Source organism: Saccharothrix sabaoui (assembly GCF_051756985.1).
In the GTDB taxonomy this organism is placed as follows: Bacteria; Actinomycetota; Actinomycetes; order Mycobacteriales; family Pseudonocardiaceae; genus Actinosynnema.
The window spans coordinates 19,743-33,997 of record NZ_JBPKJK010000005.1 but is presented as its reverse complement, the minus strand read 5'-3'; the positions used below and the strand labels follow the sequence as shown (position 1 = coordinate 33,997).

17 protein-coding genes are annotated in these 14,255 nt (G+C 74.6%); 10 read left to right on the top strand and 7 right to left on the bottom strand.

Features of this window, described 5'->3' with window-relative positions:
- Positions 1–12 precede the first annotated feature (12 nt).
- The gene (locus ACR807_RS02830; RefSeq protein ID WP_438919587.1) at positions 13–207 is read left to right on the top strand and encodes a DUF397 domain-containing protein; all 195 of its coding nucleotides are present in this window, start codon (positions 13–15) and stop codon (positions 205–207) included.
- A gap of 24 nt (positions 208–231) precedes the next feature.
- Positions 232–1,257: a glycerophosphodiester phosphodiesterase gene (locus ACR807_RS02825; protein ID WP_438919586.1), complete on the top strand. Its 1,026-nt coding sequence runs from the start codon at positions 232–234 to the stop codon at positions 1,255–1,257.
- Here the strand turns inward: ACR807_RS02825 and ACR807_RS02820 are convergent.
- From ACR807_RS02820 to ACR807_RS02810, 3 genes are all read right to left on the bottom strand, one after another.
- Entirely contained in the window at positions 1,254–1,784 is a 531-nt protein-coding gene (locus ACR807_RS02820; protein WP_438919585.1) for a DUF6879 family protein, read from the bottom strand. The genes ACR807_RS02825 and ACR807_RS02820 overlap by 4 nt on opposite strands.
- A 66-nt stretch (positions 1,785–1,850) precedes the next feature.
- Entirely contained in the window at positions 1,851–2,555 is a 705-nt protein-coding gene (locus ACR807_RS02815; protein WP_438919584.1) for a hypothetical protein, read from the bottom strand.
- Between the two features lie 30 nt (positions 2,556–2,585).
- A complete protein-coding gene (locus tag ACR807_RS02810) occupies positions 2,586–3,815 on the bottom strand; it encodes a cytochrome P450 (RefSeq protein ID WP_438919656.1) in 1,230 nt (409 codons plus the stop codon).
- Between the two features lie 91 nt (positions 3,816–3,906).
- Here ACR807_RS02810 and ACR807_RS02805 point away from each other — a divergent pair, with 91 nt between their 5' ends.
- From ACR807_RS02805 to ACR807_RS02780, 6 genes are all read left to right on the top strand, one after another.
- The gene (locus tag ACR807_RS02805) at positions 3,907–4,614 is read left to right on the top strand and encodes a glycerophosphodiester phosphodiesterase (protein WP_438919583.1); all 708 of its coding nucleotides are present in this window, start codon (positions 3,907–3,909) and stop codon (positions 4,612–4,614) included.
- Between the two features lie 17 nt (positions 4,615–4,631).
- The gene (locus ACR807_RS02800; protein ID WP_438919582.1) at positions 4,632–5,591 is read left to right on the top strand and encodes a DUF5926 family protein; all 960 of its coding nucleotides are present in this window, start codon (positions 4,632–4,634) and stop codon (positions 5,589–5,591) included.
- Positions 5,592–5,661: 70 nt separating this feature from the next.
- A complete protein-coding gene (locus ACR807_RS02795) occupies positions 5,662–5,988 on the top strand; it encodes a DUF952 domain-containing protein (protein WP_438919581.1) in 327 nt (108 codons plus the stop codon).
- 81 nt (positions 5,989–6,069) lie between these two features.
- Positions 6,070–6,579: a SigE family RNA polymerase sigma factor gene (locus tag ACR807_RS02790; RefSeq protein WP_438919580.1), complete on the top strand. Its 510-nt coding sequence runs from the start codon at positions 6,070–6,072 to the stop codon at positions 6,577–6,579.
- Positions 6,576–7,268: a hypothetical protein gene (locus ACR807_RS02785; RefSeq protein ID WP_438919579.1), complete on the top strand. Its 693-nt coding sequence runs from the start codon at positions 6,576–6,578 to the stop codon at positions 7,266–7,268. Before ACR807_RS02790 ends, ACR807_RS02785 begins: the two co-directional genes overlap by 4 nt.
- Positions 7,269–7,273: 5 nt before the next feature.
- Complete coding sequence (locus ACR807_RS02780) at positions 7,274–7,741, top strand: hypothetical protein (protein ID WP_438919578.1); 468 nt, start codon at positions 7,274–7,276, stop codon at positions 7,739–7,741.
- Positions 7,742–7,870: 129 nt separating this feature from the next.
- Here ACR807_RS02780 and ACR807_RS02775 read toward each other — a convergent pair whose 3' ends face one another.
- Both ACR807_RS02775 and ACR807_RS02770 read right to left on the bottom strand, forming a co-directional pair.
- The gene (locus ACR807_RS02775) at positions 7,871–8,434 is read right to left on the bottom strand and encodes a ferritin (protein WP_438919577.1); all 564 of its coding nucleotides are present in this window, start codon (positions 8,432–8,434) and stop codon (positions 7,871–7,873) included.
- A gap of 116 nt (positions 8,435–8,550) precedes the next feature.
- Entirely contained in the window at positions 8,551–9,798 is a 1,248-nt protein-coding gene (locus tag ACR807_RS02770; protein ID WP_438919576.1) for an arginine deiminase, read from the bottom strand.
- A gap of 202 nt (positions 9,799–10,000) precedes the next feature.
- On the opposite strand from ACR807_RS02770, the gene ACR807_RS02765 reads away from it, so the two are divergent.
- Both ACR807_RS02765 and ACR807_RS02760 read left to right on the top strand, forming a co-directional pair.
- Positions 10,001–10,417 (top strand): hypothetical protein, encoded by a 417-nt coding sequence (locus tag ACR807_RS02765; RefSeq protein WP_438919575.1) that lies wholly within the window; start codon positions 10,001–10,003, stop codon positions 10,415–10,417.
- Position 10,418: 1 nt separating this feature from the next.
- Entirely contained in the window at positions 10,419–12,458 is a 2,040-nt protein-coding gene (locus ACR807_RS02760) for a caspase, EACC1-associated type (RefSeq protein ID WP_438919574.1), read from the top strand.
- Between the two features lie 211 nt (positions 12,459–12,669).
- Here ACR807_RS02760 and ACR807_RS02755 read toward each other — a convergent pair whose 3' ends face one another.
- Both ACR807_RS02755 and ACR807_RS02750 read right to left on the bottom strand, forming a co-directional pair.
- The gene (locus ACR807_RS02755; protein WP_438919573.1) at positions 12,670–13,434 is read right to left on the bottom strand and encodes a CPBP family intramembrane glutamic endopeptidase; all 765 of its coding nucleotides are present in this window, start codon (positions 13,432–13,434) and stop codon (positions 12,670–12,672) included.
- Positions 13,435–13,444: 10 nt separating this feature from the next.
- On the bottom strand, positions 13,445–14,203 hold the full coding sequence (locus tag ACR807_RS02750) for a DUF2470 domain-containing protein (RefSeq protein ID WP_438919572.1): 759 nt from the start codon (positions 14,201–14,203) through the stop codon (positions 13,445–13,447).
- Positions 14,204–14,255 lie beyond the last annotated feature (52 nt).

The following is a 14,255-nucleotide window of genomic DNA, read 5'->3' as shown; positions in this document are numbered from 1 at the left end:
GAGGCGATGGACATGTCCACAGTGGACTTCACCGGCGCGGTGTGGCGGAAGAGCGGTCGCAGCGGCGGCGCGAGCAACACCAACTGCGTCGAGGTGGCGTCGGCCGGCCGGTTCGTCGGGGTCCGGGACTCGAAGAACCCGACCGCCGCAACGCTGGCGTTCCCCGCCGTTCAGTGGGCGTTCTTCCTGCGGCACTTGGGTTCCTGACCTCGCCGTGCCACCGTGGACCCCATGCGGGCACTCGCGGCGGCACTGGTCCTGTCCCTCACCGTCCCCGTCGTCGTCCCCGGCGCGGCGAGCGCCCACGGCCGGCGGTCGTTCGACCTCCAGGCCCACCGGGGAGGCATCGGGCTGACCGTCGAGAGCACCCTGGCGGCGTTCGCCAAGGCCCTCGAACTGGGCGTCACCACGCTCGAACTGGACGTCCAGATCACCCGGGACGGCCGTGAGGTCGTCACCCACGACCGCAGGACCAACCCCGCCAAGTGCGTCGACACGGCACCCGCCACCCCGGGCGACCCGGCGTTCCCGTACGCGGGCAAGTACGTGAAGGACCTGACGTTCGCGCAGGTCCGCACGCTGGACTGCGGGTCGCGGCGCTGGGCGCAGCACCCGGACCAGGAGCTGTCGCCGGGCGCGCGGATGCCGACGCTCGCCGAGGTCTTCGCCCTGGCCCGCCGCCACCGGGCGCACGGCGTCAGGTTCAACATCGAGACCAAGGTCGAGGCCGCCGCCCCGCACGAGACCGCGCCGCGCGAGCAGTTCGTCGAGGTGACCGCCCGCGAGATCCGGCGCTCGGGCTTCCAGCGCTCCGTGACTGTCCAGTCCTTCGACTGGGGCACGCTGATGCTGTGGCGGAGGGCGGAGCCGCGCATCCCGCTCGTCGCGCTCACCCAGCCCGAGTTCCTGCGCCCCGGCTCGCCGTGGACCGGCGGCCTGGAGCTGGCCGACTTCGGCGGCAGCGTGGTGAAGGCGGTCACGAGCTTCGGCGCGTCCGCCCTCTCGCCGGTGCACGGCAACCCGCAGGGCGGGACCGCGAACGACCCCGGCTACGTCCCGTTCACGACGAAGGCCCTGGTGGACGAGGCGCACGCGCACGGGCTGGCGGTCGTCCCGTGGACCGTGAACGACGTGGCGACCATGCACAAGCTGATCGACGACGGCGTGGACGGCATCATCACCGACTACCCGGACCGCCTGCGCGGCGTCATGGCGGACCGCGGCCTGAAGCTCCCCAGGCCGTACCCGGCCCGCTAACCCGCCTTGGGGTAGAAGCGGAACGGCGTGCTGTGCGCCAGGGCCAGCTCCGCGCACCGCACGTACTCGGCCGGGTCGCCGTCGAGCAGCTCGCGGCGGACGGGGCCGTCGTCCCGGTGGTGCAGGAGCACCACCGTGCGCTCGTCGAACAACCAGAAATCCTCCGGGATCAATTCCCGGGCGACTTCCTGCGAGGGGTTGATGATCCGCACGTCCTCGCCGGCCCGCACGTTCCCCGGGTATTCCCACTCGAACTGGCACCGCTGGTGCTCGGTCAACGGGTCGCTCACCAACCGCACGCGCCGCACGGCCTTCCCGGCGTGCCGGTGGACGCGCAGCCGGTTGTGCCACGCCGCGTTGTACCCGACCGGCATCGGGCGGCCCGCCGTGCACTGCTCCACCACGTCGTCGCCGGTCCAGTACGACGGCAGGACCTCCAGCCGGAACGCCGACGCGGTGAACGCGCGCCACAGCCCGGCCCACTCCTCGTCCGGAACCCACCGGATGTCCTGATCGCCCGATCGCACGACCCCCACGTTAGCGAGGCGTCGGGCGGGGGAGCAGCGCCGATTGTGTAAATTCCGGTACGCGATTTATTCGGCAGAACGTGGAAATCGCACGCGCCTGTTCCGCCGTTCCGCCCAACGGTTCCGGTGGAAAATGTGGTCGCGCCCGTAGACGTCCAACCGGTGGTCGGGGTCGGCGAACACCGTCCGCAGACCGGTCAGGTGGGCGAAGCCGAGGCGGTGGACGTCGGGCTCGGAGGCCAGCGCCTCGCCCGCTTCGGTGAACGTGTCACCCATCCGCAACAACGACCGCGCCGTGCCGGCGACGACGAGCGTGGCCGCGTGGTCGGTCAGCCGGAGCCGGTTCGACCCCCGCCACTCCCACGGCCGCCAGACCTCGTCGAGCCGCGCGGCCGGCGTCCGCACCGTCGCGGGCCGGGCGGAGGTCCGCCGCGGCGACCCGCGCACCTCCGGCCACCGCGACGGCCGCAGCCCCACGTCGTGCCGCACGACCAGCAGGTCGGGCTGCGCCGGCGGGTCGCTCCACCACCACACGTCGGGGTCGTGCCGGTTCTCCCGCAGCGGCACGAACAACGCGCTGCGCGGGCTGGTCGCCGCCAACCGCACCAGCGCGCCCAACCGCAGCAGGTCGGCGCGCGACGACACGAACCGCACCATCCCGAGGTCGTCGGGCGCGTGCGTCCACGTGCGGCTCAACGCCGCCGCCGGCACGAGCACGCGCCGAAGCGCCCCCTGCCGCACCACGGGGTGCACGGTGACCGGAAGTCGCACGTGCTCAGCGTGGCAGCGCCGTCCAGCGTTCTACGAACGCGTCAGCGGCAGCTCGTGCACCCCGCGCATGACGAACTCGGCCCGCTGCCGCGGCGGGGCGGCCAGGGCGGCGTCGGGCAGCTTGCGGGTCAGGGAGGACAGGGCCGCCTGGACCTCGATGCGGGCCAGCGGCGCGCCCAGGCAGTAGTGGATGCCCATGCCGAAGCCCAGGTGGGGGTTCGGGTTGCGGCCGATGTCCAGGACGTCCGGGTCGGTGAAGACGAGGGGGTCGCGGGCCGCGGCACCGAGGAGGGCGGCGATCTTCCCGCCCGGCTCCACGGTGTGGCCGGCGATCGTGACCGCCTCGGTGGCGGTGCGCTCGAAGAGCTGGAGCGGCGAGTCGTAGCGGATCAGCTCCTCCACGGCGGTCGGGAGGAGGTCGGGGGAGGCGAGCAGCCGCCGCCACTCGGACGGGTGCTCCAGCAGGGCCCGGACGCCGTTGCCGATGACGTTGACCGTCGCCTCGTGGCCGGCCATCAGCAGCAGCACGGCGGTGGCGACCAGCTCGTCCTCGGTGAGCTTCGCGCCGTCCGCGTCGGTGACGGCCACCAGGTCCGAGACGAGGTCGTCGCCGGGGTTCGCCCGGCGGTGGGCCACCAGGTCGCGCAGGTAGGCCACGAACTCGGCGGCGGCCAGCTCGGCCGCGTCCCGCTTCTCCTCGGGCAGGCCGTACTCGTACATCTTCACGATGGCGTTCGACCACGGCTGGAGCAGCGGCCGGTCGGCGGTCGGGACGCCCAGCAGCTCGGCGATCACCTCGACCGGCAGGGGCGAGGCGACGTGGGCCAGCAGGTCGGCCGAGCCGGCGTCCCGGACCTCGGCGACGAGCCCGTCGACGCGGCGGTCGGCCAGGTCGGCGATCCACGGCCGCAGGCGCTCGACGTGACCGCGGCCGAACGCGGCGGCCACGAGCCTGCGCAGCCGGGTGTGCGTGGGCGGCTCGTTCTCCAGCAGCGAGTTGCGGTGCAGCAGGTTGAACGCCCCGAACCGCTCCAGCGGGGTCGCGTCCGACCAGACCCGGCCGAGCGACCGGTGCCGCAGCACCGCGGACGAGGCCGCGTGCGACACGGCCACGGCGATGCCCATGCCCTCGTGCCGGTGGACCTCGCCCCGTGCGCGCAAGGCGGCGAACACCGGGTACGGGTCCGCGATGAAGGCGGGGTCGTGCTGGTCGAACGTCACGGTCACGGACGGTAGGTCTTGAGCTGGGCTCGCGTCCATCCGAGTGTGGTTGTCCACTCAAACATTCAGCCGGCTGTGACGTGGTGTGCCCGGGTTGACCGGCCCGGTCGTCCACCACGAGCATTTCCCCGTGCCCCCCGACATCGTCGCCCACCGCGGCGCGTCCACCCGCCGCCCGGAGCACACGCTCGCCGCCTACGACCTCGCCCTCCGCCAGGGCGCGGACGGGCTGGAGTGCGACGTGCGGCTCACCCGGGACGGCCACCTCGTCTGCATCCACGACCGGGTGATCAACCGGACGAGCGACGGCGAGGGGAAGGTGAGCGCGATGACCCTCGCCGAGCTCCAGCGGCACGACTTCGGCGGGTGGCACGGCGGCGAGCCCGCCCCGGTGCTCACCCTGGAGGACCTGCTCGGCCTGGCCCAGGACCACGGCACCCGGCTGTTCGTCGAGACCAAGCACCCCGTCCGGTACGGGGCGCAGGTGGAGAGGACGTTGGCCGCCGTGCTCGGCCGGCACGCGGTCGAGGCGGTGATGATGTCGTTCTCCGTCTTCGCCGTGCACCGGTTCAAGCGGTTGCGGCCCGACGTGCCGACCGTGCTGCTCTACGACCGGCTGTGGCCGCGCACCCTGCCCACCTTCGTCGACTACGCCGGACCCGGCGTTCACCTGCTCAGGCGTCACCCGGACCGGGGGCAAGGTGTCTACACGTGGACCGTGGACGACCCGGCCGACATAGCGTTGTGCCGGGACCGCGGCGTCCGCTTCCTCGCGACCAACAACCCGGAGGAAACGCGCGAGCACCTTGCGGCTAACTTGACGCCCGACCAGCCCTGAGACCCCAGGAGGCGGCGGTGGCGAAGCGGACAGCCGCGAAGACGTCGGTGAAGGACCAGCCGGCGGGCGGTGTGAGCCCGCGCCAGCCGTGCCCGTGCGGCTCCGGCAAGCGCTACAAGGCGTGCCACGGAGCGGCCGGCGGCGCGGCGGACGTGATCGTCTCCCGCCCGTTCGAGGGCCTGGCCGCCGAGACCGAGCTGATCGCGCTGCGCGAGTTCGTGCCCTCGGCCACGGCCGTGCTGCCGCTCAAGGACGGCTCCGGCCGCTCGATCACGCTGGCCACCGTGCTGCCGATGGCCGCGGCGGGCCTGGTCCGCGCGGACGGCACCGCGTTCGTCGGCCTCCAGGTGCAGACCCGCTCCGGCGACCTGAGCCGCGACCTGGCCCGCGCCGTGCGGTGGGCGCTGACCGCCGAGACCGGCGACGCGCTGCCCGTGGTCGGCCCGGACAACGGCGAGGACCCCGGCCGGTTGCAGGACCTGCTCGACCCGGCGGCCACGCTCAGCCCCGAGCTGCACGCCGACTTCGCGTGGTGGCTGCCGCCGGAGAACGAGCCCACCGGCGAAGTCGCCCTGTCCCTGGAGCGCGCGAACGCCGCGATCCTGCCCACCGAGCGCCTCGACGCCCCCGGCGTCGAGGCCGCCTACTGGGTCGACGCGGGCGACAAGGCGCACCTGCGCTGGGTGCGGCCCGAGCCGGAGGAGACGCTGCTCGCGGCGCTCGCCCGGCTGTCCGTGCGCGGCGAGCTGGACCTCGGCGAGGGCTCCCGCTACGCGGGCTCGTTCCGCGCGCACGGCCTGCTCGTGCCGGTGTGGGACCTCGACCGCGAGCTGCACTCCAGCGAGTGGGCGCCCGGCGCCGAGGCCCTGGGCAAGCGCCTCCGGGACGCCCTGGCCGGCCTCGACGACGAACCGCTCACCGAGGCGGAGCGCCGGGCGCGGGACGGCCTGCGCGGTCGCCAGATCACCCTGCGCTGAGCTGTCCACAGGTGTCCCCACCCCTGTCCACAGGGCCTGTGGACAACTTCGCGGCAGGTGAGGAGTCCCCGTGATCCTCCGCATCAGCACCAGGGACGAGTGGGCGCGCGCCCGTGACGAGGGCGCCGTCCCGCTCGACCCGGACGGGTTCGTGCACTGCTCCGACTGGGGGACCGTGCACCTGCCCGCCAACCGGCTGTACCCGGCGCGGCACGACCTCGTGCTGCTCGTGGTCGACCCCGAGGGCCTGCCGGTGCTCTGGGAACCGGGGGAGACCGGCGAGGACGGCCCGTGGTTCCCGCACGTCTACAGGCCGATCCCGGCCGACAACGTGGTCGCCGTGCACGAGTTCGCGCCCGACACCGACGGCCGTTTCCGACCCTTGCCCGTTTCGTGACCTTCGCGGACAACCAGTAGCCCCCCTCGGGCGTGTCCTTACAGACGGTGGCCACCAGGTCATCGCCTGAGGGGGTTCGGGGTGACCGCTGTCTTGCCGGAGCACAGCGCCACGGACGGGGGAACCGAGGACTTCGCCGAGTTCGCGCGGGTGTCGCTGCCGGGGCTGCTGCGCTACGCGCACGCGCTGACCGGCAACCCGCACGACGCGGCCGACCTGGTGCAGACGGCCCTGGAGAAGGTCGGTGCCCGCTGGGAGCCGGTGCGCCGGCGCGGCGACCCGCTGGCCTACGTGCGGCGGTCCGTGGCCAACGCCAACGCCAGCCGGTGGCGGCGACGGCGGCGCGAGGACCTGGTCGCCGAACCGCCCGACGCGCCCGTGCACGGCGTCGACCGGCTGGAGCACGAACCGCTCTGGCAGGCGCTGCGCGCCCTGCCGCCGGGACAGCGCGCCGTCGTCGTGCTGCGCTTCTACGAGGGTCTGTCCGAGGCCGAGATCGCCCGCACCCTCGGGGTGTCCGCGGGCACGGTGAAGAGTCAGAACAGCAAGGCCATGGCGACCTTGCGCGCACGCTTGGGGGTGACGGCGTGACGATCGAGGACGAGCTGCGCCGGTTGATGGCCGACGACCGGCTGGACGTGCCGGTGAAGCCGGACGCCGTCGCCGAGGTCGTGCGGGGCGCGCGCCGCCGCCGGCGGCACCGGCGGGCCGCGGCGACGAGCCTGGCGTGCGCGGCGGTGGTGGCGGGCGCGCTGTGGGGCCTGGAGGTGGTGACCACCCCGCTGAGGGGCTCGGGCGCGGTGGCGTCGGCGACGGTCGTGAGCACCCTGCCCCCGCCCACCGGCTCGGACGTCGGGTACGGGCCGGTGCGGTTCGACATGACCTCCGCCGAGGTCGAGGCGACGGGCGCGGTGAAGCTGGTCGCGATGGCCCGCTACTGCGCCGAGTACCGGTGGGCCGACGAGCCGGACACCGGGCGCCGCTCGGTCACCGTGTCGCGCTGGAAGGGCGTGGTGCAGATAGTCCTGCCCCCGGCGGCGCGGACACCGGAGGGCGTGGGCGTCGGGTCGGCCGAGGCCGACGTGCCGGCCGCCTACCCCGGTGCCGTGCCCGCCGCGCCGCCCACCGGGGTGGCGTCCGGGTTCGTCGGCTCGGCGGTGTACTCCGTGGGCCGCACGGGCGAGCCGGGCTGGGAGTACGTCTTCGGGATCGCAGACGGGCGCGTGGCGTGGGTGCTGATGCGCAAGCTCACCGACGACTGCCTGGGACGCCTCCAGTGAGGCGGGTGCCGGCCGTCGCGCTGGTCGCCGCGCTGGGGGTCGCGCTGGTGGCGTGCCAACCGCAGGAGGGGGCGCGGGGGGTCGTCACGAGCGCGGTCGACACGTACCCGGTGGTGGGGGCCGCCGGGTACCGGGAGTTCCGGTTGGGGATGACCGAGCAGGAGGTGCGGGCGACCGGCGCGGCCGAGCCCGAGCCGGACGGCACGAAGTGCGCGTTCTACCGGATGACCGCCGCGGACGGCGGGATGTGGGTCGAGGAGGGGAAGGGCGTCGTGGCCATCAGGGTGGAGTCCGGGGCGAGGACGAACGAGCAGATCAGGGTGGACGTGCACCCGGACGACCCGGTGCTGGCGCGGGCCTACCCCGCGGGCGAGCACGTGCCGGGTCGGTTCCGGGTCGCGCTCGGCGACGGCGTCTCGCTGCTGTTCGACGGCGGGGTGACGGTGCTGAGACCCGACCAGACCTGCTTCTGACGCGGCGGAGCCCGCCCCCGACCCGGTGTCCGGCACCCGGTGGGGGCGGGCTCCGCCGCGCTCCGGCCCCGTGCGGCCCCCCGCGGTGCGCGGCTCCTCGCGGTGCGCGGCTCCTGGGGGGCGCGGTCCCTAGAGGGCGCCGCCGGCGGCGCGCGGCGCGCCCTGCTCGGCGGTCTCGCCCACGCCCTCGCGGCTGAGGAACGCCTCCACGTGGAACAGGTTGCCGTCGGCGCGGTCGACCACGGTGAGCAGCGTGCTCATCGACGCGACCTCCTCCACCTGCTCCTTGAGGAACCACTGGAGGAACTGCTCGCCGATGTAGTCGCCCTCGTCGCGGGCGGTCTTGGCGAGCGCCACGACCTGCTCGGTGACGGTCTTCTCCTGCTCCAGCGCGAGCGCGACGGGCTCGCGGGCCGCGGCGAAGTCGTTGCGGACGTCGTCGACGCCGGGAATGCTCGCCGGCAGCCCGTTGTCCATCAGGTACTGCACGATCATCATGGCGTGGTTGCGCTCCTCCAGCGACTGCCGGTAGAAGTGCGACGCGAGCCGCGGGAGGTCGTTGCCGTCGTACCACACCGCGATGGCCAGGTACTGCTGCGACGCGGTCAGCTCGTTGCGGACCTGCGCCCGGAGCAGGTCGTGGAACGTGGACGCGGTGGTCGTCGGGGAGATCTTCTTCAGGTTGAGGGCCATGACCCGAGAATAACCCGTATCATTTTTCCGCGCATTGAAGGTAAGGCTCGTCAAAATGAGGAAAGGGTTGCCGAAGAAAGCTTAGGCAACCCTTTCCGGGGACTTCCCGGTAATCGTCAGACGAGCGGCGCGCGGTCGATGGGGCACGACATGCAGCGCGGCCCGCCGCGACCGGAGCCCAGCTCGGAACCGCTGATCCGGAGCACCTCCACGCCCGCGTCCTCCAGGCGCGCGTTGGTCTCCACGTTCCGCTCGTAGGCCACGACCAGGCCGGGGCCCACGGCGAGGGTGTTGTTGCCGTCGTCCCACTGCTCGCGCTCGGCCGTCACCGGGTCCAGGCCGGTGTCGATGACCCGCAGCCGCTCGATGCCCATGGCCTCGGCCGCCGCCTCCAGGAACGGCCGCCGGTCCTCCACCACGACGCCGCCGGCGCCGTCGGAGCGCACCGGGTAGGCGTCGAGGGTGTCCCGCACCGCCGGGTACATCACCACGGCGTCGCCGTCGACCATCGTGCACACCGTGTCCAGGTGCATGGTCGCCCGCTCCTGCGTGATCGGCACCGCCAGCACGGTGTGCGCGAGGCCGTCGGCCAGCGCGGACCGGGCGAACGACTCGGCGCCCGCGGGCGTGGTGCGCTCGCCGACGCCGATGGCCAGCACGCCCGGCGCGAGCAGCAGCACGTCACCGCCCTCGACCGGCGCGGAGTGCGCCCCGTAGGCGCGGCCGGTCTTGCGGAACCTCGGGTGGTAGGCGTAGATCAGGTCGGTGAGCGCGGTCTCCCGGTCGCGGGCGGGCAGCGCCAGCGACGTGATCGCCACCCGGTCGCCCACCCACACCGACGAGTCGCGGGTGAACAGCAGGTTCGGCAGCGGGGCGACCGCGAAGTCGATCGGGTGGTGCATCTTGCGCACCAGCGACGCGCCCTCGGCGGCCGGCAGCTCCTCGAACGTCATGCCGGTCATCAGCGCGGTGGCCAGCTGGTCCGGGGCGATGGACGCCAGGTGCGAGCGCAGCGCGTCCGCCAGGTCGATGCCCAGCCGCCGCTCGTTGACCGCGCTGTGGATGCCCGCGATCCGCGCCCGGTCGTCGTGCAGGGCGTCGACCAGCAGGTCCGACAGCAGCAGCACCTCGACGCCGCGCCCGCGCAGCACCTCGGCGAACGCGTCGTGCTCCTCCTGCGCGCGGTCGACCCAGGGGACGCCGTCGAACAGCAGCTGGTCGTTGTTGCGCGGGGTGAGCCGCTTCAGCTCGGCGCCGGGGCGGTGCAGCAGCACCGTCCGCAGGGGGCCGACCTCGCTGTCGACGCGGGGCGCGGGGAACGGCTCGCCTTCGGCGGCCTCGGTCCGGGCGATGTGCGCAGTCACGCGTTCGAGGGTAACCCGAGACCGGTGCGATCAGCAGCTCGGAGCGGGCTCCGATGGCCGAGTCGATCGCATGACGACGTGAATATGGCGTTTTGTTGCGTGGGCCGGTCTTTAGACCATTCAGGTGTTGCGTACTGGTCCGCGTCGCCGGGTCGGTGCCGCCGTTGCGGGATGATCGAGGTCTACCGGGGGAGGCGAAGTGGTGGACATCCGCTTGTCGGTCGACGCGCCGGGCCAGGCCGCGTCGGCGACGGACCTGCTGCTCCAGGAGCTGCTGAGGGGCGCCCGCGCGGACGTGCGGCCCGCGCCCGCCGACGTGCCCGAGGGCGCCAAGAGCGGCGCGGGCGCGACCATCGCGGAACTCGTGCTCAACGGCGCGGTGCCCGCCGCCGTGGCCGCGGCGGCGGCGTCGGTGATCACCTCGTTCGTGCAGCGCGGCAGCGCCCGCAAGGTCGTGCTCAGGTCGGGGGAGGACGAGATCACCGTCGAGGGCGTCGACGCGCGCTCGCAGAAGGCGGCGCTGGAGGCGTGGTTGCGCGAGCACGAGGGGGCGCGCGAAGCCGAGGGGCCGGGTGGCGAGGGACCGGGTGGCGAGGGGCCTCGCGAGGGCGGGGGGTGAGGTGGGGCGCTACGCCCTGCTGGTCGCCACCGGCGAGTACGAGGACGTCCGGCTGAGCCGGCTGCGCGCCCCGTCGCAGGACGTGGAGCGGCTCGCCGCCGTGCTGGCCGACCCCGGCGTCGGCGGCTTCACCTCGGTCGAGGTGCTGCGCGACCGGGCCGACCACGAGGTGCGGCGCGCCGTGGAGGAGCTGCTCGCGCCCCGCACCCCCGACGACCTCGTGCTGCTGTACTTCTCGTGCCACGGGCTCACCACGCCCGCGCGCCGGCTGTACTTCGCCACCGCCAACACCGTGCAGGACCGCCCCGCCGGCACCGCCGTCCCGCGCACGTTCGTCAACGAGCAGCTGGAGGACTGCCGCGCGTCCGGGCGGGTCCTCGTCCTCGACTGCTGCTTCAGCGGCGCGTTCGTCGAGGGCTTCAAGGCGGGCGAGGCCGACGTGCTCGGCGACCCGGGCTCCGGCTACGTGGTGATGACCGCGTCCAACGCCTACGAGTACGCCTTCGAGCAGGACTCGCTGTCCCTCGACGCGCCGCGGGCCTCGCTGTTCACCGACGTGCTCATCGACGGCCTGGCGAGCGGCGGCGCGGACCTCGACGGCGACGGGTGGATCGGCGTCGACGAGCTGTTCCGGTACGCGCACGACGGGGTGCGGGCGCGCCGCGCCGACCAGACCCCGCAGTACTTCGCGCACGGCGCGTCCGGGGCGCTGCGCATCGCCCGCGCGGGCGGGGCGCCGGTGCGGTCGGAGCGCCGCGCGGCGGCCTACACGTCCGGCCAGCTGCTGGTCGCGCGCGGTTTCCGGGCCGCGGCCGGGCCGGTGTGCCGGACGCTGGGGCCGATGGGGCGGCGCGCCGTGGTGTTCGTCGACCGGCGGCCGGTGGAGCTGGGCGACGCCTCCGCCATCGCCGCCGCGTTCACCCCGGACGACCCGGCCGACTCGCTGGGCGCGTCCTACGTGCGCGAGCTGGTGGACGACGTGCGGCGGGAGGCGGGCGACGGGGCCGCGTCCGCGGTGGCCGTGGCCCGCGGCGCGCTCGACGGCCTGGTCGGGGCGATGCGCGACGGCCACGACCCGGTGCGGCTGCTGCGCGGCGTGGAGGCCGCCGCCGCGCGGGCCCTCGACCTCGTCGCCGAGGCCGCCCGCCCGCTGGAGGAGGCCGACGTGACCGCGCTGGCCACCGCGTCGGCCGGCGACCCGGCCATCGGCGAGCTGGTCGGGCGGGCGGTGCGCGCCGTGGGCCGGCGCGGACCCGTCGTGGTGGAGGCGGGCACGGGGGCCGAACCGGACTTCGAGGTGACCCGGGGCCTGCGCCTGGACCGGGGGCACGCGTCCGGCGCGCCCGTGCGGCACCCGGTGCTGACCTCGCCCGCCGTGGTGCTGGTGGCGGGCCGCCCCTCGGTCGAGCTGGTGCGCGGGCTGGTCGACGTCCCGGACCGCCCGCAGCTCCTCGTGCTGTGCGAGCTGGTCACGCGCGCCGTGCTGGCCGAGGTCGCCCGCCTCGCCGAGGAACGGCCCCTCGCGCTCGTCGCGGTGGCCGCGGACCTGCTCGAACGGGCGCGGGCCGTCGTCGGCGGCACGGTCCTGGACGCCCGCCTGCCCGCCTCCGCGTCCCCGCTGGCGTTCGGCCGCGCGGACCGGGTCCTCGTGACCGCGCACGACACCACGATCCTCGGCGGCGCGGGCGTCGGCAGCTACTCGGCGGCGGTCGTCCACGCCCCGGCGACGACCGCGCCGCTCGTGGAGCGCGCCGTGCGGGCGGTGCGCACGGCGGCGTTCCACGGCGTCGTGCGCGGCGGCGGCGCGGGCCTGCGGGCCCTCGGCGACGCGCTGCTCGCCGAGGCCACCGGCACCGCCGAGGAGGTCGCGGGGTGGCGGGCGTTCGCGCGCGCCCTGGGCGAACCGGCCGAGCGGATCGCCGAGAACGCCGCCCTCACCGTCGCCGACCTCGACCCGACCCTGCTCGACTCGGCGGGCACGGCGCACGCCGTGGTGGCCGCGGCGGCGCGCACGGCCACCCGCTTCCTGCTGGTGGGGTGATCCTTCGGCGGTGGATGAACATCGTTCACACCAAAGCGTGAAACGGTCGGCGACGGCCTAACGCGCGGGGCCGTCGCGCCGAGAACCAGGTGTCAGGACCGGCCGCCGGACGGCGGCCGACCGCACGTGGTGGGCGGCGGCCCGCGCCTGTCGCCGCCCACCCGACCCGGTCCACCGGGTCGGGGAGCCGGGGAGCCGGGGAGCCGGGGGGCTACGGCAGCCAGGACACGTGCCCGCGCAACGCCGTGTACCCGACGAACGCGACCACGTCGAGCAGGGTGTGCGCGAACACCAGCACCCACAGCCGGTTCGTCCGCTGCCACACCCAGCCGAAGACCAGGCCCATCACCACGTTGCCGACGAACCCGCCGAACCCCTGGTACAGGTGGTACGACCCGCGCAGCACCGCGCTCGCGACCAGCGCCGTGCCGCCCCGCCACCCGAGCTGCCGCAGCCGCGTGATCAGGTACCCGACGACGAGCACCTCCTCGGCCCACGCGTTGCCCGCCGCCGACAGCACCAGCACCGCGCTGCGCCACCACGCCTCGTCCAGCACCGCCGGCTGCACCGCCAGGTTCAGCCCCAGGTTCCACGCGACCAGGTAGAACACCAGCCCCGGGATGCCGATGACGGCGGCCAGCCCGAGGCTGCCCAGCGCGTCCGGCCCGAGGCGCGCGCGGTCCAGGCCCAGCGCCCGGAGCCGGATGCCGCCCCGCCACAGCAGGTACAGGCCCAGCCCGCCCCACGCGGCCAGCTGCACGACGCCCAGCAGCTGCGCGAGCAGGTCCAGCAGGTCGAACCGCGCCTGCGGGACGTTGATCGCGACCTTCTGCTCGTTCAGCGGCACCGGGTTGAGCAGGCTGTCCAGCAACCGCACCAGGCTGCGCGCCCCGGACAGGCCGAGCGTCACCGCGAACACGAGGAGCAGTTCGACCCGGTAGCCGGTGCGCTCCCGGGCGTCGAGGGGTTCGATCACCCGCGCAACGTTAACCGCGCCGCGCCAGGAACGGGCACCCCATCAGCCTGCGCAGCTCCACCGACAGCTCCTGCGCCGTGCCGACCGGGCGGGAGAACGCGATCCGCACGTCGTGGTCCTCCTCCGCCATCTCCACCCGCAGCCGCAGCCCGAACCGGTCCAGGCCCAGCGGTCGCACGTGCCCGCCGCGCAGGTGCTCCGGCAGGTGCCCGGCGAGCAGGCCCACGACGTCGCGGTGCGACAGCTCCAGGTGCCGCAGCCAGTGGTCCTCGTGCGCGGCGAACGGGTCCGGCTCGGCCTGCGCGAACAGCTCCGGCCGCAGCGACGTCGTGCCCTCCGCGTCCGCCAGCACCAGCGACGCCGGGGCGAGCACCAGCGCGCTCGCGCCGTGGCCCACGTCCAGCAGCCTCGGGTCGGGGCGCTCCTCGGCGACCTCCAGGCACGCCGCGCGCGCCTCCTCGGGGTCGAGGGTGCGCAGCCACCCGGTGATCCACAGCAGGCCGCGCACCGGCTCGCGCAGCGGCACGGGCGCGTGGTCGGCGACCTCCAGCACCGAGGTCAGCTCGGTGCCGCGCGCCGCCCCGACCAGCGGGTGCTCGTCCGGCAGCACGATCGTGGCGCTCCCCGACGCGTGCACGTGGTGCAGCGCCGGCGTGACCCGGTTCTCCGTGCCGTCCGACGGCAACAGGGCCGCGCGCCCACCCCGGGCGGCGATGGTGCGCGCTCGCTCCGCCGGGTGCGGGGCGGGCGGTCGACGTGTCTCGTTCACCGCTCACCTCCCAACTTAGGGGAGCCTAACTTGATGGAGCCCGTCGGCGGAA

Coding starts and splice junctions, on each gene's coding strand:
- ACR807_RS02830 (WP_438919587.1), top strand. CDS start 13: ATGTCCACAGTGGACTTCACCGGCGCGGTGTGGCGGAAGAGCGGTCGC.
- ACR807_RS02825 (WP_438919586.1), top strand. CDS start 232: ATGCGGGCACTCGCGGCGGCACTGGTCCTGTCCCTCACCGTCCCCGTC.
- ACR807_RS02810 (WP_438919656.1), bottom strand. CDS start 3,815: ATGGACGCGAGCCCAGCTCAAGACCTACCGTCCGTGACCGTGACGTTC.
- ACR807_RS02775 (WP_438919577.1), bottom strand. CDS start 8,434: ATGGCCCTCAACCTGAAGAAGATCTCCCCGACGACCACCGCGTCCACG.